Origin of the sequence: Desulfobotulus sp. (assembly GCF_034006065.1) — a bacterium.
Taxonomy (GTDB): Bacteria; Desulfobacterota; Desulfobacteria; order Desulfobacterales; family ASO4-4; genus Desulfobotulus.
The window spans coordinates 1-25,317 of the sequence record NZ_JAVETM010000025.1 but is presented as its reverse complement, the minus strand read 5'-3'; the positions used below and the strand labels follow the sequence as shown (position 1 = coordinate 25,317).

Genomic DNA, 25,317 nt, shown 5'->3' with positions numbered 1-25,317 from the left:
GATCTCTTATCCTTCGCGCCGGTCTGTCATGTCATCCCCTCAGGAGATCCCGGCTTTTCCGCTCAAGAGTCCGGCTACCACCGGTAATGGGCAAAGGCCTTGTTCGCTTCGGCCATGCGGTGCGTATCTTCACGCTTTTTCACCGCAGCCCCGCGTTTGTTCGCCGCATCAAGGAATTCAGCCGCAAGGCGTGCTGCCATGGACTTTTCACTCCGCGCGCGGGAATAGGTAATCAGCCAGCGGATGGCCAGAGCCGTACGTCGCTTCGGCCGGATATCCGTCGGCACCTGATAGGAAGCTCCCCCGACGCGACGGGATTTAACTTCCAGCATGGGTTTGACATTCTCAAGAGCCTTTTCAAAGATCTCAAGAGGGGCCTCTCCGGTTTTTTCGGCCACAATGTCAAACGCATCATACAGGATGGACTCAGCCGTGCTTTTCTTACCATCCCGCATCAGCTTGTTGATGAACTGATTCATGAGGACGCTGCCATACTTTGCGTCCGGAATGATTTTCCGCTCCGGAACTTCTCTTCTTCTGGGCATTCCCTATACTCTCTCTTTTTTCGTTACTTGGGTTTCTTTGCACCGTACAGGGACCGGCTCTTCTTCCGATCCGCAACACCCAGGGTGTCCAGTGCCCCACGAACGATGGAATAGCGCACACCCGGAAGGTCTTTTACACGGCCGCCTGCCACAAGCACAACGGAGTGTTCCTGAAGATTGTGACCCACACCCGGAATATAAGCTGTCACCTCGACTCCTGTGGTCAACCGGACCCTCGCCACTTTTCGAAGCGCCGAGTTCGGCTTCTTCGGTGTTGTGGTGTAGACGCGGGTACAAACCCCCCGCTTCTGCGGCCCGCCCTTCAGCGCCGGCGTACTGACCTTTGCGACCATACGCTGGCGTCCCTTCCGAACGAGCTGGTTAATGGTTGGCATATTTTTCTTCTCTCCTTTCCAATGGACCAAACACCATTACGACAAAATGTTTATTTTTATACAGACATATCAAACTTGTCAACCTTCTATTCTTCTTCCATGGTGGCCACGATGTCTTCCACCATGGAAATCTCCAGATTCCTGTAGGCATCAATCCCCGTACCTGCAGGAATCAGGCGTCCCATAATGACGTTTTCCTTCAATCCCCGCAACCCATCCGACTTCGCCCGAATGGCTGCTTCGGTGAGTACCTTGGTAGTTTCCTGGAAGGAAGCTGCGGAAATGAAACTTTCCGTGGAGAGTGACGCCTTGGTGATCCCCAGAATCAGGGGCTCACCCTGGGCCGGTTGCCCGCCCTTGGCCGCCACATCCCGGTTCACCTTCTCAAAAACCTGACGGTCCACATTCTCTTCCAGAATAAAATCCGTGTCTCCCACCTCCATGATCTTCACCATGCGCATCATCTGACGCACAATCACCTCAATGTGTTTGTCATGGATACGTACCCCCTGAAGACGGTATACCTCCTGAACCTCGTCCACCAGATAGGCCGCCAGAGCAATTTCACCCTTGATGTTCAGAATATCCTGGGGATTCACTGAACCGCCGCAGAGCTGTTCACCCGCGCGCACATAGTCGCCATCGTACACGTTAAGATGCTTGCCTCTCGGGATCAGGTATTCCCGCTTTTCCCCCACATCCACGGGCTTGATGGTAACCTTCTGCTTCCCCTTGGTCCCCTTGGAGATGGTCACATACCCGTCAATCTCACTGAGAACGGCGGTTTCCTTGGGTTTTCTGACTTCAAAAAGCTCCGCTACTCTGGGAAGACCGCCGGTGATGTCCTTGGTTTTGGTGGTGGCACGGGGCAATTTGGCCAAGATATCCCCGGCCCGGACCTCATCCCCCTCCTCCACCATCAAAACCGCACCAACGGGCAAAAAGTACCGCGCCATACCGGACCCTGTGGGAAGCACGGCGGTCTTTCCCGTTTCATCCCGGATGGAGATTCGGGGACGGATATCCGCCAGCTTGGACTCCATGATGGTTCGGCTGGCCTTGCCCGTTACCGGGTCCACCTGTTCCTGCATGGTCTTGCCGGAATAGATGTCGGCATATTTGACCACACCGGCCACTTCCGTGATGATGGGCGTGGTGAAAGGGTCCCAGGCCGCCAGCAGATCACCGGGTTTTACCCTTTCGCCGTCCTCCACCTTCACCGTGGCACCGTAAATGACCCGGTGCCGCTCCAGCTCACGTCCCGTGTCACCCACAATGGCGAACTCACCGCCTCGACGGTTCATAACCACCCGGTTACCTTCCGCATTGGCCACCACATGAATGCCGTCAAAACGAACGGTCCCCTCCATACGCGCCTTAAGGTCCGCCTGCTCCACCCGGCGGGACGCCGTACCCCCGATGTGGAAGGTACGCATGGTGAGCTGGGTTCCCGGCTCTCCGATACTCTGGGCAGCAATGATACCCACCGCCTGGCCCACTTCCACGGGAAGTCCATAGGCGAGATCCCGCCCATAACACCGTGCGCAGACGCCTCTGTCAGAACGGCAGGTCAGTACGGAACGGATTTTGATAGCATTGATGCCTGCATTTTCTATGGATTCAAGAACCTTTTCATCAATCTCCACGTTGGCGGGGACGATGGTTTCGTCTGTGAAGGGATCCAGCACATCTTCCAGGGTCACACGCCCCAGAACACGTTCCCCCAAACGCTGAATGACCTCCCCTCCTTCGGTGAGAGCCTGCACCTCGATCCCATGGACCGAACCGCAATCAATTTCCGTGATGGCGCAGTCCTGGGCCACGTCCGCAAGCCGACGGGTGAGGTAACCGGAGTTGGCAGTTTTCAGGGCCGTATCCGCAAGACCTTTGCGGGCACCATGGGTGGAAATGAAATACTGGAGTACGGTGAGACCTTCCCGGAAGTTCGCGGTAATGGGGGTTTCAATGATCTCCCCGGAAGGTTTGGCCATAAGACCACGCATCCCCGCCAGCTGCCGCATCTGGTCCTTCGAGCCTCTGGCACCGGAATCCGCCATCATGAAAATGGCGTTCATGCGGTCCGCCATGCCCTTTTCCGCATTCTCCTGCCTTCTCGGCCGTTTCATCCCCTCCATCATGGCATTGGCAATATCATCCGTGGCCTTGGCCCAGATATCCACGATTTTGTTGTATTTTTCACCCTGGGTGATCAGACCTTCGGTATACTGCCGATTAATTTCTGTGACTTTTTCTTCAGCGTCATTGAGGATCTCCCACTTGTTATCCGGGATAATCATGTCATCAATACCGATGGAGAGACCGCCTTTGGTAGAAATCCCGTAGCCCAGATCCTTCAGTCGATCCGCGAGAATAACCGTTCCCTTGGGGCCAAGGTTCCGATAGGCGTAGTCCACCAGGCCACGGATGCTGCCTTTGTCCATGACCTTATTCACCACAGAAAAGGGAATTTCCATCTGACGCTCCACCACTTCAAAGAAATGATAACGTCCCCCCTCCTCCATGGGATCGCTGCAACTGCCGGGTTCCATGGCAAAAAGCGCATGAACACTTTCTCCTCTCATGCCAAAGAGCCTTGTGAACTCATCCGGATCCAAAAAGCCGATGTAGGCATTGTGGTGTACATCACTGCTTTTGGAGTAACGCTGCGCCGCCTCTGTAAAACGGACGCCTTCCGCAAGGGCTGCACTCACAGCATCCCGATCTTCCGGACTGGTGACCATGATATGATTGAAGCTTGAAACCATGGCGTCCGGGATAATTTCCCAGAGCAGCACCCTGCCCACCGTGGTCTCCACCCGCTTGCCATCCTTCAGGCGCACCACAATGCCCGCATGCATGGCCACAGCGCCCGCATCATAGGCCTGACGCACCTCGGTGACATTGGAGAAATGCGTACCTTCGCCCTTCACCCCTGCAATCTTCTGGGTCATGTAGTAAAGGCCAAGAACAATGTCCTGGGTGGGAATGATAATGGGGGCTCCGTTGGCCGGACTCAGGATATTGTTACTGGCCAGCATGAGCACGCGCGCTTCGATGTGGGCTTCCACGGAAAGCGGCAGATGCACGGCCATCTGGTCGCCGTCAAAGTCGGCGTTGAACGCCGTACAAACCAAAGGATGCAGCCGGATGGCTTTGCCTTCAATGAGTACGGGCTCAAAGGCCTGCATACCCAATCGATGGAGGGTCGGCGCACGGTTCAGCATCACCGGGTATTCCTTAACCACCTCATCCAGGGTATCCCAGACTTCCGGCGTTTCCCGCTCCACCATCTTCTTGGCGCTTTTCACCGTGGACACCAGGCCCTTTTGCTCCAGATGATGATAGATGAAGGGCTTGAACAGTTCTAAAGCCATTTTTTTGGGCAGACCGCATTGGTGCAGTCGCAGATTGGGACCCACCACGATAACCGTACGGCCCGAGTAGTCCACCCGCTTGCCCAGAAGGTTCTGGCGAAAACGCCCCTGCTTACCCTTCAGGGTATCGGAAAGGGATTTCAAGGGCCTTTTATTGGTACCCGTGACCACCCGGCCATGGCGACCGTTATCGAAAAGCACATCCACCGCCTCCTGGAGCATACGCTTTTCGTTCCGCACAATGATGTCCGGAGCCTTCAGATCCATCAACCGCTTCAAGCGGTTGTTACGGTTGATCACCCTGCGGTAAAGATCATTCAGATCCGAGGTGGCAAAACGCCCGCCCTCCAGGGGGACAAGGGGTCTCAGATCCGGAGGCAGCACCGGAACGGTTTCAAGGATCATCCATACCGGACTGACACCAGAGTTCCGGAAGGCATCCACAATGCGCAGGCGTTTGGAAAGCTTCTGCCGTTTGGCAACCGAGGTGGTTGCGGCAATCTCCTCACGAAGCTGATGAAAGACGGCTTCTAGATCCAGGGTCTCCAGCAGACGTTGAATCGCCTCCGCGCCGATGCCTGCTTCAAAGGCATTCGAACCGTAGAGATCCTGTGCTTCGTAGTATTTTTCATCGGAAAGGAGCTGAAGCCGTGCAAGTCCCGTATCCTTGGGATCAATCACCACATAGGAATCAAAATAAAGAACCTTTTCCAGATTCTTGAGGGTAATGTCGAGAAGGTTCCCGATCTTGCTCGGCAGGCTCTTCAGAAACCAGATATGAGCCACAGGGCAGGCCAGCTCAATATGGGCCATGCGGTCCCTGCGAACCTTGGACTGGATCACTTCCACACCACATTTTTCACATACCACGCCCCTGTGCTTCATGCGCTTGTATTTGCCGCAATTGCACTCATAATCCTTGGTGGGGCCAAAGATCTTGGCACAGAACAGACCATCCCGCTCCGGTTTGAAGGTCCGGTAATTAATGGTCTCGGGCTTGGTAATTTCACCAAAAGACCAGTCCCGGATGGTTTGGGGAGAAGCGAGGGAAATCTGAACACCCGAGTATTTTCTCGGATCCGTCGGCTTGGCAAAAAAATCGTACAGAGTTTCCAAGAGGCCCTCCTCCTTATTCGCCTTCAATCAGGTTGACATCAAGCCCAAGGGCCTGCAGCTCTTTGATCAGTACCCGGAAAGACTCCGGCAGCCCAGGCTCCAGGACGTTCTGTCCCTTGACAATTTTCTCATACATGCGTGTACGGCCCGCCATGTCATCGGACTTGACCGTGATGAACTCCTGCAAGGCATGGGCTGCGCCGTAAGCTTCCATGGCCCAGACTTCCATCTCGCCAAGACGCTGACCACCAAACTGAGCCTTACCGCCCAGGGGCTGCTGGGTCACAAGGGAGTAGGGCCCGATGGAACGCGCGTGCAGCTTATCATCCACCAGGTGATGCAGTTTGAGCATGTACATGGTACCCACGGTGATGGGACCGTCAAAGGCTTCTCCGGTACGTCCATCATAGAGAGTGGCCTGGCCGGAAACATTCACCCCGGCCTCCTCCAGCAGCGCCTTGATCTCTGTCTCCTGGGCCCCATCAAAAACGGGCGTTGCCATGTGAACCCCCCGCCTATAGCGGCTGGCCAGGGCCAGAACAGCACTGTCATCCGAACCTTCCAGACGGCCTTCCATTTCCGGCTGCCCTTTGAAAATCCGCGTCATCTTCTCCCGAAGCATCTCCGCGTCCTTTTTCCGAAGCATCTCATCCACCTGATAGCCCAGGCAGCGCGCTGCCCGACCCAGATGAATTTCCAGAATCTGCCCCACGTTCATACGGGAGGGCACCCCCAGAGGGTTAAGCACCATATCCACGTACGTGCCGTCTTCAAAATAAGGGAGGTCCTCCACCGGAAGAATCCGGGAAACAACCCCCTTGTTTCCATGACGACCGGCCATCTTATCCCCTACGGAAAGGATACGCTTCATGGCCACATAAATCTTGATCATTTTGATCACACCCGGCGGAAGATCGTCTCCCTTTTCATAGCGGTTGACCTGTTCTTCAAACACCTGGCGGGAATTATCAATTTCATTTCTCCAAAGATCTATGACGCCGTGTACACGCTCAGTGACAGCCGCGTCTTCCACCACAAGGCCTTCAAGCTGAGCCACGGAAAGATCTTCGAGACAGGCCATATCCAGCACCGTGCCTGCAGTCAGAAGGGTTTTCTTCGCCTTGCGCAGATCACTCTGGACCACCTGGCCCAGCAGCAGGGATCGGATACGCTCCAGGGCCGCCTTTTCAATGATGGAGATGCGGTCATCCCTGTCCTTTTCATACTGGCGGATTTCCGCATCTTCGATACTGCGGGTCCGTTCGTCCTTGTCAACGCCTCTGCGGGAGAAGACCTTGGCGTCAATGACAACTCCCTCAACCCCCGGCGGTACACGCAGGGAAGTATCCTTCACATCCCCGGCCTTTTCACCAAATATGGCGCGGAGCAGTTTTTCTTCAGGGGAAAGCTGGGTCTCACCCTTGGGCGTGATCTTACCCACAAGGATATCCCCAGGCGCCACTTCAGCGCCCAGCCGGATAATGCCGGATTCATCCAGATCCTTCAGGGCTTCTTCACCCACGTTGGGAATATCCCTTGTGATCTCCTCCTTGCCCAGCTTGGTATCCCGCGCCACCACTTCAAATTCTTCGATGTGAATGGAAGTGAAAACACCGTCTTGCACCAAACGCTCACTGAGCAGGATGGAGTCCTCAAAGTTATACCCCCCCCAGGGCATGAAGGCCACGGTCACATTCTTACCCAGAGCCAGCTCGCCCTGTTCCGTGGAAGGTCCATCGGCCAGAACCTGGCCCTTCACCACAAACTGCCCCATCTGGACAATGGGTCTGTGGTTGAAGCAGGTATTCTGATTCGAACGGGTGAACTTGGAAAGATTATAAATGGTCACCTGCTTGTCCAGAGACTCGTGCTCTTCCAGTTTATGCTCAATCACGATGCGGGAGGCATCCACGTCCACCACCACACCATCCCGCTGGCAGACAATGGCCACACCGGAATCCCGGGCCACCACCCCTTCGATACCCGTTCCCACCAAAGGTGCCTCCGTGCGGGTCAGGGGTACGGCCTGACGCTGCATGTTGGAACCCATAAGCGCACGGTTGGCATCGTCATTTTCAAGGAAAGGAATCAAGGAAGCAGACACACTCACAAGCTGGTTGGGGGAAATATCCATCATCTCCACCTCAGCCGAAGGTACCATCTTGAATTCACCGGCAACGCGGGCTGTCACAACGGGGTTCACGTAACGATTGTCCTCACCGATCAAGGCATTGGCCTGGGCGATGGGGTGTTCTTTTTCCTCAAAAGCCGAAAGCATGCGTACATCAGAAGAGACCATACCTTCATTCACCATGCGGTAAGGCGTCTCAATGAAGCCAAAATCATTCACACGGGCATAGGTGCAAAGAGAGACGATCAGGCCGATGTTCGGGCCCTCCGGCGTTTCAATGGGACAGATACGGCCGTAGTGGGAAGGATGGACGTCCCTCACCTCAAAGCCCGCGCGTTCGCGGGTCAGACCACCGGGTCCAAGGGCCGAAAGGCGGCGCTTATGGGTGGTCTCGGACAAGGGGTTGGTCTGATCCATGAACTGGGAAAGCTGGCTGGTTCCGAAAAATTCCTTCACCACAGCAGAAACGGGCTTGGGATTCACCAGATCATGGGGCATGAGCGTATCCACTTCCTGCATGCTCATACGCTCTTTAATGGCGCGTTCCATCCGCACAAGACCGATGCGGTACTGGTTTTCCAGAAGCTCGCCCACAGCCCTTACCCGCCGGTTGCCCAGGTGGTCAATGTCATCCACCACACCCTGGGTGTCCCTGAGTTCCACAAGGGTCTTGGCTGTAAGAAGAATATCTTCCTTGCGCAGAGTCCGTACATCAATGTGGGTATTGATCCCCAGGCGGTGGTTCATTTTGAGACGACCCACGCCGGAAAAATCATAGTAGGCAGACTTAAAGAAGAGATGGTCAATGAACTCCAGAGCCACTTCCGGTGTTGCGGGGTTACCGGGCCGCAGCCTGCGATAAATTTCCACCAAAGCCTCTTCCCTGGACGTGGTTTTATCCGCCACAAGGGTTTTCCGGATACAGTCGGCACTGTAATTGGCGTCAAGGAAAAGGAGCTCGAATTCCCGGATGCCGAGCGCATGCATGCGGCCGAGGATCTCTTCATCCAGAAGAGAACCCGCTTTGGCAAGCACGTCTCCGGTCTCAGGGTCCACAATGTCTGCGGCAACGCCGCGATCCACAAGCTCTTCCGCATTGACCTTCAGCTCCGTGACCCCCAGGCCTCTGAGCTGACGGATGGCCCTTTTGGTAAAAAAGCGGCCTTTTTTGACAATCACTTCACCGGTCTCAGGATCCAGAACATCCTCACTGGCCCTCTGACCCTTCAGGCTCTGCTCATTGAAACTTTTAAAATATTCTTCGCCGCGGACTTCTATGCGTTCTTTCAGGTAGAAGTAAGCCAGAAGATCTTCGTTCGTATACCCAAAGGCCTTGAACAGAATGGTTACAGGAAATTTGCGACGGCGATCGATGCGGATATATACGATGTCCTTGGGATCGATTTCCATATCGATCCAGGATCCGCGCACGGGAATAACCCGCGCCGTATAAATGATTTTACCGCTGGAATGGGTCTTTCCCTTATCATGATCAAAAAAGACCCCGCTGGAACGGTGCAGCTGACTCACCACCACCCGCTCAGTGCCATTGACAATGAAGGTGCCCCTGGCGGTCATCAGGGGAACGGTCCCGAAATAAATCTCCTGTTCCTTGATATCCCTTATGGTTGTAGTCCCAGCGTCCTTATCCGTGTCGTAAACGACAAGGCGAACCCGGATACGAACCGAGATTTCATAGGTCATACCCCGGTGAATACATTCGCTTACGGAATGCTTAACCTCACCGAAATCATAGGAAACAAATTCAAGGGAAGCACTTCCCGTGAAATCCTTGATAGGGAAAACAGATTTAAAGACCGCCTGCAGACCGATGTCCCGACGTTGTTCCGGCGACACATCCATCTGAAGGAATCTTTCATAGGACTCCCGCTGCATCCCAATGAGATCCGGGATATCAATAATGGTGTGCTTTCCGCCGAAACGCTTTCTCACACGCTTGTTGGCCAGAGGGCTTCCGGACATGGCATCTCCCCGATTGCTTACGCAACAGCGGAACAAGTCCGAGAGCCGGGGCCCACGGACTTCGTTCCGCAAAAGCGTTTATGTGAACGGATGGTGAAAACGACAGGACAAGACAGGAATCGACTACTTGAGTTCGACCTTGGCACCAGCTTCTTCAAGCTGCTTTTTGAATTTTTCAGCTTCTTCCTTGGCAATGCCTTCCTTGACAGGTGCAGGCGTGCCTTCCACAAGATCCTTGGCTTCCTTGAGACCCAGACCTGTGATGGCGCGAACTTCTTTGATGACGTTGATCTTCTTGTCGCCAGCTGCAACAAGGATCACATCAAACTCCGTTTTTTCTTCCACAGGCGCAGCAGCCGCACCCACAGGCATGGCGGCCATGGCCACGGGCGCTGCCGCGGACACGCCGAATTTCTCTTCAAGTTCCTTGACCAGCTCGGAAAGTTCCAGCACGGTCATGTTGGCAATAAAATCAACTACATCCTGTTTGGTAATTTCAGCCATGGATCAAGCCTCCAAAAAACAAGCGTTTTATATGAAATATCAATTATAATAGATGACCAGCCTGGATCGAAGAAGAATCAGGCCGCTTCCTTCTGGTCTTTGATCGCCGTCAGGACATTCACCAGACCCCGGGGAACACCACTGATGACACGCACGAAGCCCGTGGGTACAGCGATCATCGTCGCAAGCAACTTAGCCAGCAGCTCTTCACGGCTGGGCAGCTCAGAAAGCGCCTTCAGATCCGCAGTGGTCAAAGGCTTTCCTTCCAGAACACCGACCCGGATCTGCAATTTCTCGTTGGCTTCTGCGAATTTGGTCAGAACCTTTGCAGGAAGGACAGGATCCGTTGTGCTGAAACAAATGGCGCTGGGCCCCTTGAAATGGTCACGAATGGCATCAACAGAAGTACCTTCCGAAGCCCGCCTCAGAAGGGTATTTTTTACAACCTGGATTTCCGCACCGGCTTCCCGGAGTTCTCGCCGCAAACGGGAAAAGGATTCCACGGTCAAACCCTTGTAATCCGCTACAATGGCGATCTGCGCTTTGGAGAGACCTTCGTGCAGTTCTTGCACAATTGCCTCTTTTTCGGACAGCTTCATTCCCTAACACCCCCTTTCTTTGTAATTTGCATGGAGGTGCCGGCCAAACCCAAACAAAATCTGTCTCGGTAGGTCGGCCATGCCGTTATACACTCCATGTGTACCTACTGTCTTGGACAGCAATCGGATTTCACAGAACCCAATTTTATGTGAAAAAGCAGGGAGGATGTCAATCCTCCCTTCTCGTCCCCATCTGGATGCAGACAGTTGTTTATTTTACCAGGGAAAGGGTATCGACTTTCACCCCACGTCCCATGGTTGTTGAAATGGCCATGCCACGGATATAGGCGCCCTTGGCAGCAGAAGGCTTAAGCTTCTGAATGCTATCCAGAAAAGCACGGATGTTTTCTTCCAGCTTTTCAGGACCAAAGGATTTCTTACCCATGGGAGCATGAACGATACCGGCTTTTTCAACCCTGAAATCGATTTTACCGGCTTTCAGCTCATTCACCGCACGGGCAACATCGAAGGTAACCGTTCCCGTTTTGGCGTTGGGCATCAGGCCACGGGGCCCCAGGAGCTTGCCGATCTTACCGACAACTCCCATGGTATCCGGTGTTGCCACGGCCTTATCAAACTCAAGCCATCCACCCTGGATTTTTTCCACAAGATCGTCTAAGCCCACAAAATCCGCACCGGCTTCTTCTGCCTCTTTGGCCTTCTCACCCTTGGCAAAAACCAGAACGCGCACTTCCTTTCCAAGGCCGTTGGGAAGAATACAGGTGCCCCGCACCATCTGATCCGCATGTCTGGGATCCACCCCAAGGCGAAGAGCCACGTCCACGGTTTCATCAAACTTTACATAAGTGGCTTCAAGGGCAAGCTCAATGCCTTCCCGCAAAGCGAGCTTTGACGTGAAATCATGGCCTTTACCTGCTTCCACATATTTTTTACCGCGCTTCGGCATTTTTCCCGACTCCTTTTTTACTGAACGATCTCAATACCGATGCTTCTGGCAGTACCGGAAATGATCTTCACGGCTGTCTCCAGGTCATAGGCATTCAAATCCGGCATCTTGAGCTTGGCGATTTCTTCCACCTGATCCCGGCTTATCTTGGCCACCTTGTTCAGTTTCGGGTTGCTGGAACCCGATTCAAGCTTTGCGGCCTTTTTCAGGAGTACGGACGCAGGAGGCGTCTTGGTAATGAAGGTAAACGTACGATCCTGATATATCGTGATCACAACAGGAATGATCATGCCCGCGTCATTCTGGGTGCGTGCATTAAAAGCCTTGCAAAAGTCCATTATATTTACGCCATGCTGCCCCAGAGCCGGACCGATGGGGGGAGAGGGGTTCGCTTTCCCCGCAGAGACCTGGAGCTTGACTTGCGCCATCACTTTTTTTGCCATCTTGGTCAGTACTCCTTAACCCTTAAAGCTTGGTAACCTGTACGAACTCCAGCTCAACGGGAGTAGATCGGCCAAAAATACTTACAAAGACCTTGATCTTCCCTTTTTCCGGATTGACTTCTTCCACGGTGCCGTTAAAGCCTGTGAAGGGTCCGTCAATCACCCGAATTTCATCGCCGGGTTCAAAATGATATTTCGGCTGCGGTTTCTGCTTACCCGCTTCCATCCTGCGGAGAATCTGATCCACCTCCGCATCCGTGATGGGCGATGGCTTGTCCCTTCCGCCAAGAAAGCCTGTCACCTTGCCCGTGTCTTTGACAAGATGCCAGGTCTGATCGGTCAGGGCCATTTGCACCAGGATATAACCGGGGTAAAACTTCCGGGAAGACTCTTTGCGTTCTCCCTTTACCAACTCCACCACAGTTTCCGTAGGAACAATAATTTCACCAAAATACTCTTGCAGGGGGGAGCTTGCAATCCGTTCTTCAAGAGAGCGCTTCACCTTACCCTCAAAGCCCGAATACACATGAACCACATACCATCTTTTTATCATACGTCCCCCCATTCATTCAATTCAACGCCAGCTGAACCAGCCTGGTGAGGACAGCATCTGCGATCCCGAGAAAAAAGGATAAGATAATCACAAGTACAATCACCACACCCGTAGATGCCATGGCCTGGGTTCTGGAAGGCCATACAACCTTCAGGAGTTCCGCACGGGCCTCTTGAAAAAATTCAAGCCCCTTGGCTACAGCCGTTTTTTTGACAGGCCTTGCAACCGAGCGGCTTGCGGAAGGATCTTTGGACGCCTTTTCTGTCTGGGCTATACTGATCTCTCCAGACTTGCGGGATTTTACCTCTGCAGATGGGGTCTCAGCATTTTCGTCCTGGGTGGCCTTTATTTTCAGCTTTTTCTTCTGAAGCTGATTCTCAGTCTTTTTTTTTAATAAGCGTCCCATAACACCTTGCCCCGTATTTCAGCGATGACAGCACCCAGCATCACAGTATGTTCTTAAAGTGGCAGGCCAGGAGGGACTCGAACCCCCAGCCTACGGATTTGGAGTCCGCCGCTCTACCATTGGAGCTACTGGCCTGCAAAAAGACCTGCCGACGACCCGAAAGACAGTCGACAGGTCCTCCTAAACTTAAAGAAAGAACATTCCTACTTATTTTCTCTGTGCTTGGTGTGCCGCTTGCAGAATCTGCAATACTTGCTGAACTCCAGTTTGTCCGGAGTGGTCCGCTTATTCTTGGTCGTAGTATAGTTGCGCTGCTTACACTCTGTGCAGTTCAGCGTTACAATGACTCTCACCGGACTCTCCTTGGATTAGGCAATGATTTCGGAAACAACACCCGCACCTACGGTGCGACCGCCTTCGCGGATCGCAAAGCGCAGTTCTTTTTCCATTGCAATGGGCGCAATCAGCTCTGCCGTAATGGCAACGTTATCTCCCGGCATAATCATCTCAACGCCTTCGGGCAGACTCAGAATACCCGTAACGTCCGTGGTGCGGAAGAAGAACTGGGGACGATAACCGCTGAAGAAGGGTGTATGACGACCACCTTCTTCCTTGGAAAGGATATAAACTTCAGCTTTGAACTTGGTATGCGGCGTGATGCTGCCCGGCTTGGATACAACCTGACCGCGCTCCACCTCGTCCCGCTTCGTTCCGCGGAGAAGGAGACCGACGTTATCTCCGGCGCGCCCTTCATCCAAAAGCTTGCGGAACATTTCAACACCCGTACATACCGTTTTAATGGTGTCACGGATACCAACAATTTCAACGTTATCCCCAGGCTTGATGATACCACGCTCAATACGACCGGTAACAACTGTACCGCGGCCGGAAATGGAGAAAACGTCTTCCACAGGCATCAGGAAAGTCTTGTCCACATCGCGCTCGGGCTCGGGAATGTAGCTGTCAATGGCATCCAGAAGATTCCAGATGCACTTGCATTCTTCGGAGTCCGCATCATGGGATTCCAGAGCCTTGAGGGCGGAACCACGGATGATGGGGGTCTCACTGCCGGGGAAATCGTATTTATCGAGAAGCTCCTGAAGCTCCATTTCCACCAGCTCAATCAGTTCCTCGTCATCCACCATGTCGCACTTGTTCAGGAAAACAACAATCCGGGGAACGCCTACCTGACGCGCAAGAAGAATGTGTTCACGGGTCTGGGGCATGGGACCGTCATTGGCGGAAACCACAAGAATGGCTCCGTCCATCTGGGCGGCTCCGGTGATCATGTTTTTAATATAGTCCGCATGACCGGGGCAGTCCACATGGGCATAGTGACGGATTTTAGATTCATATTCCACATGGGAGGTAGAAATGGTAATACCGCGCTCACGTTCTTCGGGAGCCTTGTCGATATTATCATAGTCTACTTTCTCACCCAGACCTTTCATGGAACAGGTCTTGGTGATCGCTGCCGTCAGGGTGGTCTTGCCGTGGTCAATATGCCCAATGGTCCCGACGTTCACATGCGGCTTCGTGCGCTGAAATTTTGCCTTAGCCATTGATTCGCCTCCTAAAAAAACCTGCTTGATCGTTTTCTCCGAAGGATTGCGTCCGCCTCTACACACGACGTCGGACCCACTCGAAAACCTCAAATAGAAAATAAGCAATAAATGGAGCCCATGACCAGAATCGAACTGGTGAACCTCATCCTTACCAAGGATGCGCTCTACCGGCTGAGCTACATGGGCACACGTTTATTGCCTTCAAAACTCACCACCCAAAGGGTGGCTGGTTATTGGAGCGGGAGACGAGGCTCGAACTCGCGACGTTCAGCTTGGAAGGCTGATGCTCTACCAACTGAGCTACTCCCGCAGAAGACCCATCAGGATCATTCTTTCGTTTTGCAGGCAGCCATGTAGTACAATTGCGGCCCCCTTGCAAGCACTTTTTTGCAAAGAAGCCTTCTACAAGACCGAGGTGGTGGTGGGGGGAGGATTTGAACCTCCGAAGGCTTGGCCGGCAGATTTACAGTCTGCTCCCTTTGACCGCTCGGGAACCCCACCGTCTTTGTCTGGAGCCAACGAAGGGATTCGAACCCCCGACCCGCTGATTACAAGTCAGCCGCTCTGGCCAGCTGAGCTACGTTGGCCTCGTTAAAGACAACTCCTTCTCTTAAACGATCCCGAACACCTTTGACAAGCTTTTTTTTAGATACCCCGCTTAAAAAAGCGGAAAGGGCAAAGCTTATATTAATGAAGCATACCGCGCACCCTCCATGGTTTTTTTTGTGATCATCCCAACAAGCTCCCCCCCTTTCCGGGCCTCCCGTCATGGGCCGAAACATCCCCGATGAAAAAAATGGGGCATTGACAATGTCAAGGTCCTTCCTGTAGTTTTTTTCCGTCGCCACAATCGGAACCACCCCTGCTGTCCGACCCTGGCCTCTCCTTTGCGCATCCGAATCTTCAAGGCCTGAAGACAGCACAGCAACCCAGGCCCCCCTCCGGCCCCAAAGCTTCCAGGTCAGAGGGGATGACCACCATCGCACAAGAGCAGCGCCCAACGCAGCCCGGCAAAGCTTCAGGCTCCGACGGCCCTGCCCGGACCCCATGCCCTTTGTGGCAATGACGATACCGCAAGGCAGATCTTCTTCCAGCGCCCATCTGCCAAGACACCGCAACCTTACATATGAGGTCAACCAGGCATGAAACGTTTGATTTTTTGCATCTTCTGCTCCAGCCTGTTTCTGTATCCCGGCTGCGCATCCCTCCGGAATGCGCCTGTGGATCCCAACCCTTCCGCCTCTCCGACGACCTCCGTTCCTTCCCGGAAAACCCCAGCCCACCCCACCTCCGCCACCCTCACCGCCAAAAAGATCCCCTCCGCCTTACCCGCACAGGAAAAAGCCACCCCTTCGTCCTTTGATCAGGCGTTGGATTTCTATGAGGCTGCCGATGAATTCTGGAAAACAGGAGAATATGACGCCGCCCTGGAAGCCCTGGACCAGGCCTATGATCTCATCATGCGGGCCGACACCCAAAATCCCACAGATCTCCAGCAACGGGACGACATACGGCTCACCATCGCACGCCGCATCCTTGAAGTATACTCTTCAAGAACCATGGGCGTCGAGGGCAAGCAGAGCGCCATCCAGATACCTGACAACGTTTATGTACAACGGGAAATCGACCGTTTCACCGGCCCGGAACGCGCCTTTTTTGCACGCGCCTACCGCCGTTCCGGCATTTATATGGACATGATCCTCGAAAAGCTCAAGGCCGCAGGTCTTCCTGAAGAGCTGGCCTGGCTTCCCCTCATTGAATCCGGCTATCAGGTCAAAGCCCTTTCCAGCGCACGCGCTCTGGGTCTTTGGCAATTCATCCCTTCCACCGGTGTACGTTTCGGGCTCAAGAGGGATCTGCTCGTAGACGAGCGCATGGATCCTGAAAAAGCAACGGATGCTGCGGTTGCCTATCTCACAGAACTTCACAATCTCTTTGGCGACTGGCCCACGGTGCTCGCAGCTTATAACTGCGGCGAAGGACGAGTTCTGAGAACCATCCGCAGCCAAAATGTGAATTACCTGGATAATTTCTGGGATCTTTACACCAAACTGCCCAGGGAAACCGCCCAGTATGTCCCCCGTTTCCTTGCCACCATCCACATCATCCAGAACATGGAAAAATACGGCTTTGACCCCTCAGATCTGGATCCTCCTCCTGCATACGAGACCGTATCCGCCGAAAGACAGGTCACCCTCCAGGCCATCGCAACCACCACAGGTATTCCCCTGAAAGACCTTCAGACACTGAACCCCGAACTCCGCTACGATCTGCTCCCCAACGAGCCCTATACCCTGAAGATTCCCCAGGGATACACAGACCAGTTCCTGGCTTCCATTGAATCCATTGATGAGTCCCGCCCCCCCCAGAAAGCCTATCTCTACCACCGGGTAAAACCCGGAGAAGCCCTTTCCGGCATTGCCGCCCGCTACAAGGTCTCCGTCCGCCAGCTGATGCAGGAAAATGGCATCCAGAGAGCCAACCTCATCCGGTCCGGTGAGGTGATCAAGGTTCCCGCCAGCGCCTCCCAGCCCCTCTCCGCATCTGCACCAAGGAGCACCGCCTCTGCCGGGGAACCGAAAAAAACCCTCACCTACACCGTTCAGAGCGGAGACAATCTCTGGACCATTGCCAAGCGCTTCAACACCACCACCGGCAACATCATTGCCGCCAACCAGCTTTCAGGCTCTCGCCTGCAAGCCGGTCAGCAGCTCCGGATTCCAGGAGACGCACAGCAAGTAAAAACCCTGAATCCCCAACGGGAGGTCTACCGGGTCAAGGCGGGCGACACTCCCTTCACCATCGCCCTGAGACACAATATGCCCTTGCAGCGTTTTCTGCAGATCAACAATCTCAACCCCCAGAGCACCATCTATCCCGGGCAACAGCTTTTTGTTGAATAAATCCGCCTTGCCCCTGGCATCCAGAACGCTTGCTGAATATTTCCGTTTTGGACTTGCCTGAATCCCAGGAATCCGCTATAGGCATTTCACTCCTTTGCCGGGAGTCTTCTTAAGGCCCCGGCAAAGGCATGGGGGATCAGAGCCGGGGCGTCAGCTCCAGAGAATTCAGGATCCATATAAGGCGAAAAGACCTGCTTTCCGGATTCCACAGACACAACACCCCGTTTTCGCTTCCCTGACATATTAAGAGCCCCCGTAGCTCAGTGGATAGAGCAAAGGATTCCTAATCCTTGAGCGCAGGTTCGATTCCTGCCGGGGGCACCATCCATCCCAACCCTTATCCGCTCGCCCCCACCCCCCATTCCTCACATCCATGGGTGGCGACTGTTTTCTCCCGAAACCAGGACAAGTCAGCAAACGATAAGCTTATCCAGAGTACAACAGAAGGGTCTCCAAGGGCATGCCGGGTTCAGAAAACCGCTTTCATACACCCATTGAACTGCTTGCCCCTGCAGGCAACATGGAAAAACTGGAAATCGCCCTCCTCTATGGCGCAGACGCCGTCTATCTCGGTGGCGAGGATTTTTCTCTCAGAAACTTTTCCGACAACTTTTCCCTCAAAGACATTGAAAAGGCCATTGAGCTTGCCCACAGCCTGAAAGCCCGGGTGTATGTGGCCTGCAATATTTACCCAAGGCATCCTGAAATACCCAAATTGACAGCCTACCTCAGGGAACTGGCCGCATGCAGGCCCGATGCCCTCATTGTCAGCGACCCCGGCGTCATCGCCCTGGCCCGGGAATGGGCCCCCCATATCCCCCTGCACCTCAGCACCCAGGCCAATACCACCCACCCCGCCGCAGCCCGCTTCTGGTCCGGGATGGGCATCACACGGGTCAATGCCGCCCGGGAACTTTCCCTGGAAGAAATCACAAGTCTCTGTCAGGAAGGTGGCGTTGAGGTGGAGTGCTTTGTCCACGGGGCCCTATGCATCGCCTATTCAGGCCGCTGCCTTCTCAGCAGCTATATGGCCAACCGGGACAGCAACCGGGGCCTTTGCGCCCATCCCTGCAGATGGCGCTACACCGTGCTTGAAGCCCAGAGGCCAGGCCACTATATGCCCCTCTCTGAAGACGCCCGTGGGAGCTACATCTTCAATTCCAGGGATCTTTGCATGATCCGCCATATTCCGGAACTCGCTGCCGCAGGGATCAGCTCCCTTAAAATCGAAGGCCGCATGAAGAGCATCCACTACCTTGCCGTTACCGTTGGCGTCTACAGGGAGGCCCTGGATCTTTATTTTAAAGATCCTCAGAAATACCAAGAAGATCCTTCCTGGTATCCCCGCCTGGACAGCCTGCACCACAGAGGGTACGGCACAGGTTTTTACCTTGGGGATCCCCAGGGCATGGAACCCGACCCTGAGAATATGGCTGGCAAAGGCCCCAAAGCCCTTTTTGTGGGCAACATCCTCACCCCAGGCGATAAGGGCGCTCACAGCCTTATCTGCCGTAACCGTTTTTTCACCGGTGACACCGTCGAGGTCCTGCGACCCGGGGCTCCGCCGGTGATGGATCGCATCCTTTCCATCCATGAAGACGGAGTTGCCATCAATCCCGCACGTCCCAACAGCCGACTTGTGGTTTATCTTGAAAAAGACCACCCCGCCCAAAGCCTTCTCCGAATTCCTCCGGACACTTGCCAAAAGACTTCCCTTGCTGATATAGTTCCAGCAAATTAATATCCGTATCCGTACGATCCGTACATCCAGGTGCGGATTCTGTCGCCGATCCCCATTCCCCCTGTTGCATCGCAGGCCTTAATGCAGAAGGGGCAACAACCCTTGATCTGCTATCCTTCGGAGGCGCACCATGATTTTCGAAGATGACGAAACCTTGCGCATGTATGTGGAAGAATCCCTGGAGCATCTTTCTGATATCGAAAATGATCTTCTGACCATTGAATCCCAGGGCGCTGACATAGATGAAGATCTGGTCAACAACGTCTTCCGGGCTGCCCATTCCATCAAAGGCGGCGCAGGCTTCATGGGGCTTTCGACCATCAAGGACCTTTCCCATAACCTTGAAAATATCCTGGGCCTTATCCGCAGCCGGGAGCTGGTTCCCACGCCGGAAATCATCTCCACCCTTCTCCAGGCCTTTGACCGCCTCAGGGAACTGATCCATGAAGTGGAAACCAGCAATGAAATAAACATAGACCCCCTGATCCAGGCCCTCATGGCCATCACCTCTGATTCCCTGCCCGAAGCCGAAAGGAACAGTGTGGCGGAAAAGGTGGGAATCCAGCATCCCGCCGGTGTATCCCGCATGGAAGCTTCCCGCTTTGACCTCGACCAGGCCTTCAAGCATGGCAAGTTTCTCTATCTCCTGGAATTCGATATGCTCCAGGATATCCAGAAGAAAAACAAAACCCCCCTTGATGTCATCACCTCGCTTCTGAACAGCGGGATCATTCTGGACTCGAAAATCGATTTTGACGCCGTGGGCACACTGGACGATGAGCTGCCAAGGCGAATACCCTTCCTTGTCCTTTTTGCTTCCATCATTGAACCCGACATGGCTTCCATCCTTGTGGATCTTGACGGCCAGTATGTGCATCACATCCAGCCAGAAGTCATCGGCGCAACCGCACCTAGCGCTCCAGCTGTGCAGGTTGAAACACGCCCCCCTGCGGCCGCCTCCCCTCCCGCAGCACCCCGGAAAAAAAATCCTGAGCCTGCACAGAACCCGCCTGAACCGCCCTTGATGAGGGCTACGCCTTCACCCCCCCAGCCTCCTGCACGTCCCCAGGCGGTGATACCACCCCCGGCTCCCGTTGCAGCGGACCTCATCGAGGACCACGAGGAAGAAAGCATGGACTCCGGCACCAGAAACGACGGCAAGCAGAAGGGGCAGACTTCGCTTCGGGTCAACGTCAATCTCCTCGACACCCTCATGACCCTTGCAGGCGAACTGGTCCTCAGCCGCAACCAGCTCATTCAGGGAATTTCCGCCAACAACCCCAGGGCTACGGAAGCCGCCGGCCAGCGCATTGACATGATCACCTCCGAACTTCAGGAGGCCATCATGCGCACCCGGATGCAACCCATTGCCAATGTATTCAATAAATTCACCCGTGTTGTCCGGGATCTTTCCCAGGCCCTGGGCAAACAGGTCAATCTGCAAATCGAAGGAAAGGATGTTGAACTCGATAAAACCATCATTGAGTCCATCAACGATCCCCTCACGCACCTGGTCCGCAACTCCGTGGATCATGGTATTGAAACTCCGGAAATCCGCCAGCGTCTCCTCAAGCCCAAGGTCGGAACCATCAAGCTCAAGGCCTTTCATGAAGCCGGCCAGGTGAATATTGAAATCGAAGACGATGGCAAGGGCCTGGACCCTGACGCCATCGCCCGCTCCGCCCTGTCCAAGGGGCTTATCAGCGAGCAGGACCTCCAGAGCATGGGAGCAAGGGAAAGAATCAACCTGATTTTCCTTCCCGGCTTTTCAACGGCCCAACAGGTGACAGATGTCTCCGGTCGCGGTGTCGGCATGGATGTGGTAAAAACCAATCTGGATCGTTTGGGCGGCATTGTTGACATTGAGTCCAAGGTGGGCGTCGGCACCATCATCCGCATCAAACTGCCCCTCACTCTGGCCATCATCCCAAGCCAGATTATCTCCGTGGGCAAGGAGCGCTATGCCATCCCCCAGGTCAACCTCAATGAACTTCTGCGCATTCCCGCGGCCCAGGTGAAAGAACGCATCGAAAAAGTCGGCAAAGCCGCGGTTGTGAGGCTCCGGGGCACTCTGCTTCCCCTTCTGGATCTGGCCGAAGTGCTGGGCATTCCCAAAACTTACATAGATCCGGAAACCGGCGAGGAAAAAATCGATCGCAGGGTCAACATTGCAGACCGCAGATCCCCACAGCTGGATGCGGATGAAAAAGAAAATACCCGGGCCCCCAGAACACACAAAAGAAAACAAGAAGACCGACGCTTCCGCGCAGACAGCGCCATCAACATCGCCGTGGTCTCCACAGGCTCCTTCCGCTACGGCCTTGTGGTGGATCAGCTGAGAGATTCCGAAGAAATCGTGGTTAAACCCCTGGGGCGGCATTTAAAGGACTGCAAAGGCTATGCAGGTGCCACCATCATGGGAGACGGACGCGTGGCCCTGATTCTCGATGTCACCTCCCTTGCCGAAATGGCCCTGCTCTCCTCCAGCGGCGCTTCCAAGACCCTGGCCCATGCGGAAAAAGAAATGATCGAAAGAAGCCAGAAAAAAGAAGACAAAGCGTCTCTTCTCCTTTTCCGGAACGCACCCACGGAACAGTTTGGCGTTCCTCTCAACCTGGTGGAGCGCATTGAACGCATCAAGGCCACCGACATTGAGCATGTGGGCGGCAAGCGCGTGGTGCAGTACAGAGGCGGTTCCCTGCCTCTCTATGAGCTTGGCGAGGTTGCCAATATCCAGCCCCTCCCCGAACGCGAACAGGTGGAGGTGATCGTCTTCAAACTCACAGGCCGGGAAATCGGTCTCATGGTGAGTCCACCCGTGGACGCCGTGGAAGCCATTCTGAACGTGGACGCCACCACCCTCAAACAACCCGGTATCATGGGGTCCATGATCATCGGAGACCGCACCACCCTCATGGTGGATATCTTTGATGTGGTCAAATCCCTGAACCCTGACTGGTTTGTGGGGCTCTCAGCTGCTCCCGCGGCCATGACGCCCGAAGGGAAAAACGCCGCAGGGTCCAAAATTCTCTTTGCTGAAGATTCGGCTTTTTTCCGCAACCAGGTAACAAGTTTTCTCAAAGAAGACGGCTATGATGTGGTGGTAGCCGAAGATGGCCTGGAAGCCTTTGCCCTCCTTGAAAAACACGGGGATACCATCTCGCTCGTGCTCACGGACCTTGAAATGCCCAATATGGATGGCTTTGAATTCACGCAGAAAGTCAAGTCAGATCCTCGTTTTGCCCATCTCAGAGTGATTGCCCTGACTTCCCTTGCAGGAGAAGAAGACATGATCCGGGGCCGTGCGGCAGGTATTGATGACTACCAGATCAAACTGGACCGCGAAAAACTTCTGATTTCCATACGGGATTCCATGATCTCGCATGTGTGAACCCTTCCCCGGGGTGAAGCCTGGCCTGCCCAAGGCCTTCATCCCGCTCCCCACCCGATGCCATTGCGAGGAAAAGCCCCATGCAAAAACGATCGGAAAAAAATGTTCCTGAAACGGGTATGCTGGAACTGGCAACTTTTTATATCGGAGATGCCCTCTGCGGCATTGATATCCTGAATATCCAGGAAATCAACAAACAGACCGAGGTCACCACCGTCCCCCAGGCAGCCGAGTATGTACAGGGCGTACTCAACCTCCGGGGCCGCATTGTCACCATCATTGACCTTGGCACAAAACTCGGCCTTTCTTCCATCGAACCCAGTAAAGACAACCGCACCATCATCGTGGACTTCCAGGATGAGCAGGTGGGCCTTCTGGTGGACAGCATCAGTGACGTGCTTGTGGCGGAAGCTTCCCGCATTGAACCGCCCCCCTCCAACATCGGAGGCATGCAGGGAAAATTTTTCCATGGCGTTTTCAAGACGGAAAAAAAGCTCATCGGGCTTTTGGACATCAACGCTGTACTGGAAGACTGAGGACCGGGCTTTTTTCGCAAGTGATTCCGGGAAAAAGGCTCCTGGAGCCGCTGTGCATACCCGCTCGCGCCAAGGGGCTGCTTCAGGCCGAAATGCCGCTCTTCCTCACCTGTTTTCACCATGACTTCTTATCAGGGAATTTGCTTCCGTGACCGACCTTCGTGTTCTTGTTGTTGATGATACCATTGTCTACAGAAAAATCGTCAGCGACATCCTGACATCCATCCCCGGTGTCCAGGTGGTGGGCAGCGCCAACAATGGCAAAGTCGCCCTCTCCCGCATTGAGGCGCTGAAGCCCGATCTCATCACCCTGGATGTGGAAATGCCCGAAATGAACGGGCTTGAAGTACTGGAGCGCCTCGGCGGCATTGCTCCGGAAACCGGGGTGGTCATGCTGAGCACCCTCACCACCCGTGGAGGGGATATCACCATCAAAGCTCTGGAACTGGGGGCCTTTGATTTTGTTCCCAAACCCCAGAACGGCTCCATGGGAGAGAATCTTGAGGCCGTGCGGCGTATTCTCACCCCCATCGTCCTGGCTTTTCAGCGCAGAAAAGACATCCGGGAAAGGTTGCGGGGTCTGCCCGCATCCCCGCCCCCCCAGGCCTCGAAGGTCCTGCCTTCCAGGTCGGCATCTGCCGTGGACATTGCCCAGCGTATGCAGAAACTTTCCACGCGTAAAGCCAAGTCCGAAATTGTTGCCATCGGAATTTCCACAGGAGGCCCCAACGCCTTAGCGCGCATGATGCCCATGCTGCCTGCGGACATCGGTGTTCCCATTCTCATTGTCCAACATATGCCGCCCGTGTTCACCGCCTCTTTGGCCAAAAGCCTCAATGCCAAATGCGCCCTTGGGGTAAAGGAAGCCGAACAGGGTGAAATTATACAAAATAACATTGCCTACATTGCACCTGGAGGCAAGCAGATGAAGGTGGTGGCTGCGGGGGATGGAAAAAACCGTACCCTCAAAATCACCGATGATCCACCGGAAAACAGTTGCCGCCCCTCCGCAGATTATCTTTTCCGATCCGTTGCCAGTCATTATGTGGGCCGGGCGACCGGCGTCATCATGACAGGTATGGGGTCAGACGGTTCGGCGGGCTTAAAGGAAATGAAAAACTCCGGCGCCCATATCATTGCCCAGGATGAGGCAAGCTGCACGGTCTTCGGTATGCCAAAGGAACCCATTGAATCCGGTATCGTGGATATTGTGGCGCCTTTAAACGATATTGCTGCGGCCATTCTCAAAACCGTCCGCCCCTAACCTCCGGTGGCCCTATGACGAAAATTACCCCAACGGAATTTGCCCTGTTTTCCAAGTACATTCTCGAAATCTCGGGCATTGCCCTGGATAAGGGGAAAGAGTATCTTGTGGAAACCCGCCTGCACCCCTTGCTGGAAGAGCTGGGGTGCAAATCCTATACGGATTTTTACCAGAAAATCCAGAAAGATATCCGAAAGGATCTGGAAAAACGCGTCATTGACGCCATTTCCACCAATGAAACCTATTTTTTCCGTGATAAGCATCCCTTTGAGCTCCTTCAGCATAAAATCCTGCCCGATCTCATCGACAAAAGATCCCAGGCTGGTAGAAAATGGAACGGCAGACTGCCCATCCGTATCTGGAGTGCGGCCAGTTCCACAGGTCAGGAAATCTATTCCATTGCCATGACCATGAAAGAGTTGGGCCTTGACCTCAAAACCTATGATATCAAACTTCTGGGAACGGATATTTCCGATGCCGCCGTGGCCCAGGCCAGCTATGGCAGATACAATAAGTTTGAAGCCGCCCGGGGCCTGACCCCCCAGCGCCTCCAGCGTTTCTTCAATCGGGATGGAGAACACTGGCGCATCAAAGACGAGATCCGCGCCATGGCGAGCTTCCGGAAAATGAATCTGATGAAGCCCTTCACAGGGCTTGGAAAATTCGACATCATCTTCTGCCGCAACGTGGCCATTTATTTCACACCCCAGGACCGTAAAATGCTTTATCAGAAAATTGCCAGTTCTCTGGAGCCCGACGGATATCTGCTCATCGGATCCACAGAATCCTTGAGCAATGAAACCGCCCTTTTTGAACCCAAAAAATACCTCAATTCAGTAATGTCCGGTTAGGTTTTTGCATGAAAAAAGTTTTGATTGCTATCAAAAAAATATGATTTATACCTTGACAACTCAGTGAAAATACTTTGTCCCTTGAAATTATTATTAATTGTAATTTCAAG

Annotated in this window: 18 protein-coding genes and 6 tRNA genes; 7 read left to right on the top strand and 17 right to left on the bottom strand. The window is 54.0% G+C overall.

Translation table 11 applies throughout. The annotated features are described in order from the left end of the window. Window positions 1-74: 74 nt before the first annotated feature. The 17 genes from rpsG to RBR60_RS10220 form a co-directional block, all read right to left on the bottom strand. Window positions 75-545 (bottom strand): 30S ribosomal protein S7, encoded by a 471-nt coding sequence (gene rpsG / locus RBR60_RS10300; protein ID WP_320356409.1) that lies wholly within the window; start codon window positions 543-545, stop codon window positions 75-77. A gap of 23 nt (window positions 546-568) precedes the next feature. Then, a complete protein-coding gene (gene rpsL, locus RBR60_RS10295; protein WP_320356407.1) occupies window positions 569-940 on the bottom strand; it encodes a 30S ribosomal protein S12 in 372 nt (123 codons plus the stop codon). Window positions 941-1,026: 86 nt separating this feature from the next. Further along, window positions 1,027-5,430, bottom strand: coding sequence for a DNA-directed RNA polymerase subunit beta' (rpoC, locus tag RBR60_RS10290; RefSeq protein WP_320356405.1), 4,404 nt, complete (start codon window positions 5,428-5,430; stop codon window positions 1,027-1,029). Window positions 5,431-5,443: 13 nt separating this feature from the next. Beyond that, window positions 5,444-9,544 carry a DNA-directed RNA polymerase subunit beta gene (gene rpoB, locus RBR60_RS10285; RefSeq protein ID WP_320356403.1) on the bottom strand — a complete coding sequence of 1,367 codons (4,101 nt, stop codon included), beginning with the start codon at window positions 9,542-9,544 and terminating at the stop codon, window positions 5,444-5,446. A gap of 123 nt (window positions 9,545-9,667) precedes the next feature. Next, window positions 9,668-10,048 carry a 50S ribosomal protein L7/L12 gene (rplL, locus tag RBR60_RS10280; protein WP_320356401.1) on the bottom strand — a complete coding sequence of 127 codons (381 nt, stop codon included), beginning with the start codon at window positions 10,046-10,048 and terminating at the stop codon, window positions 9,668-9,670. Between the two features lie 77 nt (window positions 10,049-10,125). After that, window positions 10,126-10,620 carry a 50S ribosomal protein L10 gene (rplJ, locus tag RBR60_RS10275; protein ID WP_413815460.1) on the bottom strand — a complete coding sequence of 165 codons (495 nt, stop codon included), beginning with the start codon at window positions 10,618-10,620 and terminating at the stop codon, window positions 10,126-10,128. Between the two features lie 238 nt (window positions 10,621-10,858). Next, window positions 10,859-11,554 (bottom strand): 50S ribosomal protein L1, encoded by a 696-nt coding sequence (gene rplA / locus RBR60_RS10270; protein ID WP_320356398.1) that lies wholly within the window; start codon window positions 11,552-11,554, stop codon window positions 10,859-10,861. Between the two features lie 17 nt (window positions 11,555-11,571). Further along, complete coding sequence (gene rplK / locus RBR60_RS10265) at window positions 11,572-11,997, bottom strand: 50S ribosomal protein L11 (protein WP_320356396.1); 426 nt, start codon at window positions 11,995-11,997, stop codon at window positions 11,572-11,574. Window positions 11,998-12,019: 22 nt separating this feature from the next. Continuing rightward, the gene (gene nusG / locus RBR60_RS10260; RefSeq protein WP_320356394.1) at window positions 12,020-12,550 is read right to left on the bottom strand and encodes a transcription termination/antitermination protein NusG; all 531 of its coding nucleotides are present in this window, start codon (window positions 12,548-12,550) and stop codon (window positions 12,020-12,022) included. Window positions 12,551-12,566: 16 nt separating this feature from the next. Continuing rightward, a complete protein-coding gene (gene secE / locus RBR60_RS10255) occupies window positions 12,567-12,956 on the bottom strand; it encodes a preprotein translocase subunit SecE (RefSeq protein ID WP_320356392.1) in 390 nt (129 codons plus the stop codon). A gap of 59 nt (window positions 12,957-13,015) precedes the next feature. Beyond that, a tRNA-Trp gene (locus RBR60_RS10250) sits at window positions 13,016-13,091 on the bottom strand. Between the two features lie 68 nt (window positions 13,092-13,159). After that, window positions 13,160-13,309 (bottom strand): 50S ribosomal protein L33, encoded by a 150-nt coding sequence (gene rpmG / locus RBR60_RS10245; protein ID WP_320356390.1) that lies wholly within the window; start codon window positions 13,307-13,309, stop codon window positions 13,160-13,162. 15 nt (window positions 13,310-13,324) lie between these two features. After that, on the bottom strand, window positions 13,325-14,518 hold the full coding sequence (gene tuf / locus RBR60_RS10240; protein ID WP_320356388.1) for an elongation factor Tu: 1,194 nt from the start codon (window positions 14,516-14,518) through the stop codon (window positions 13,325-13,327). 112 nt (window positions 14,519-14,630) lie between these two features. Continuing rightward, window positions 14,631-14,707: transfer RNA gene (locus tag RBR60_RS10235), tRNA-Thr, on the bottom strand. 48 nt (window positions 14,708-14,755) lie between these two features. After that, window positions 14,756-14,831: transfer RNA gene (locus RBR60_RS10230), tRNA-Gly, on the bottom strand. A gap of 106 nt (window positions 14,832-14,937) precedes the next feature. After that, a tRNA-Tyr gene (locus RBR60_RS10225) sits at window positions 14,938-15,022 on the bottom strand. A gap of 9 nt (window positions 15,023-15,031) precedes the next feature. Then, window positions 15,032-15,108, bottom strand: a tRNA-Thr gene (locus tag RBR60_RS10220). A gap of 555 nt (window positions 15,109-15,663) precedes the next feature. On the opposite strand from RBR60_RS10220, the gene RBR60_RS10215 reads away from it, so the two are divergent. The 7 genes from RBR60_RS10215 (at window position 15,664) to RBR60_RS10185 (ending at window position 25,207) form a co-directional block, all read left to right on the top strand. Beyond that, window positions 15,664-17,424 carry a LysM peptidoglycan-binding domain-containing protein gene (locus tag RBR60_RS10215; protein ID WP_320356386.1) on the top strand — a complete coding sequence of 587 codons (1,761 nt, stop codon included), beginning with the start codon at window positions 15,664-15,666 and terminating at the stop codon, window positions 17,422-17,424. Between the two features lie 249 nt (window positions 17,425-17,673). Continuing rightward, window positions 17,674-17,748 (top strand) — tRNA-Arg (locus RBR60_RS10210). Window positions 17,749-17,884: 136 nt separating this feature from the next. After that, window positions 17,885-19,165: a U32 family peptidase gene (locus RBR60_RS10205; RefSeq protein ID WP_320356383.1), complete on the top strand. Its 1,281-nt coding sequence runs from the start codon at window positions 17,885-17,887 to the stop codon at window positions 19,163-19,165. Window positions 19,166-19,295: 130 nt separating this feature from the next. Then, on the top strand, window positions 19,296-22,556 hold the full coding sequence (locus RBR60_RS10200; protein ID WP_320356380.1) for a chemotaxis protein CheW: 3,261 nt from the start codon (window positions 19,296-19,298) through the stop codon (window positions 22,554-22,556). An 80-nt stretch (window positions 22,557-22,636) separates the two neighbouring features. Then, window positions 22,637-23,092, top strand: a complete 456-nt coding sequence (locus tag RBR60_RS10195) for a chemotaxis protein CheW (protein WP_320356378.1) — start codon at window positions 22,637-22,639, stop codon at window positions 23,090-23,092. A gap of 148 nt (window positions 23,093-23,240) precedes the next feature. Beyond that, window positions 23,241-24,356: a chemotaxis response regulator protein-glutamate methylesterase gene (locus tag RBR60_RS10190; RefSeq protein ID WP_320356376.1), complete on the top strand. Its 1,116-nt coding sequence runs from the start codon at window positions 23,241-23,243 to the stop codon at window positions 24,354-24,356. 14 nt (window positions 24,357-24,370) lie between these two features. Beyond that, a complete protein-coding gene (locus RBR60_RS10185) occupies window positions 24,371-25,207 on the top strand; it encodes a protein-glutamate O-methyltransferase CheR (protein ID WP_320356374.1) in 837 nt (278 codons plus the stop codon). Window positions 25,208-25,317 lie beyond the last annotated feature (110 nt).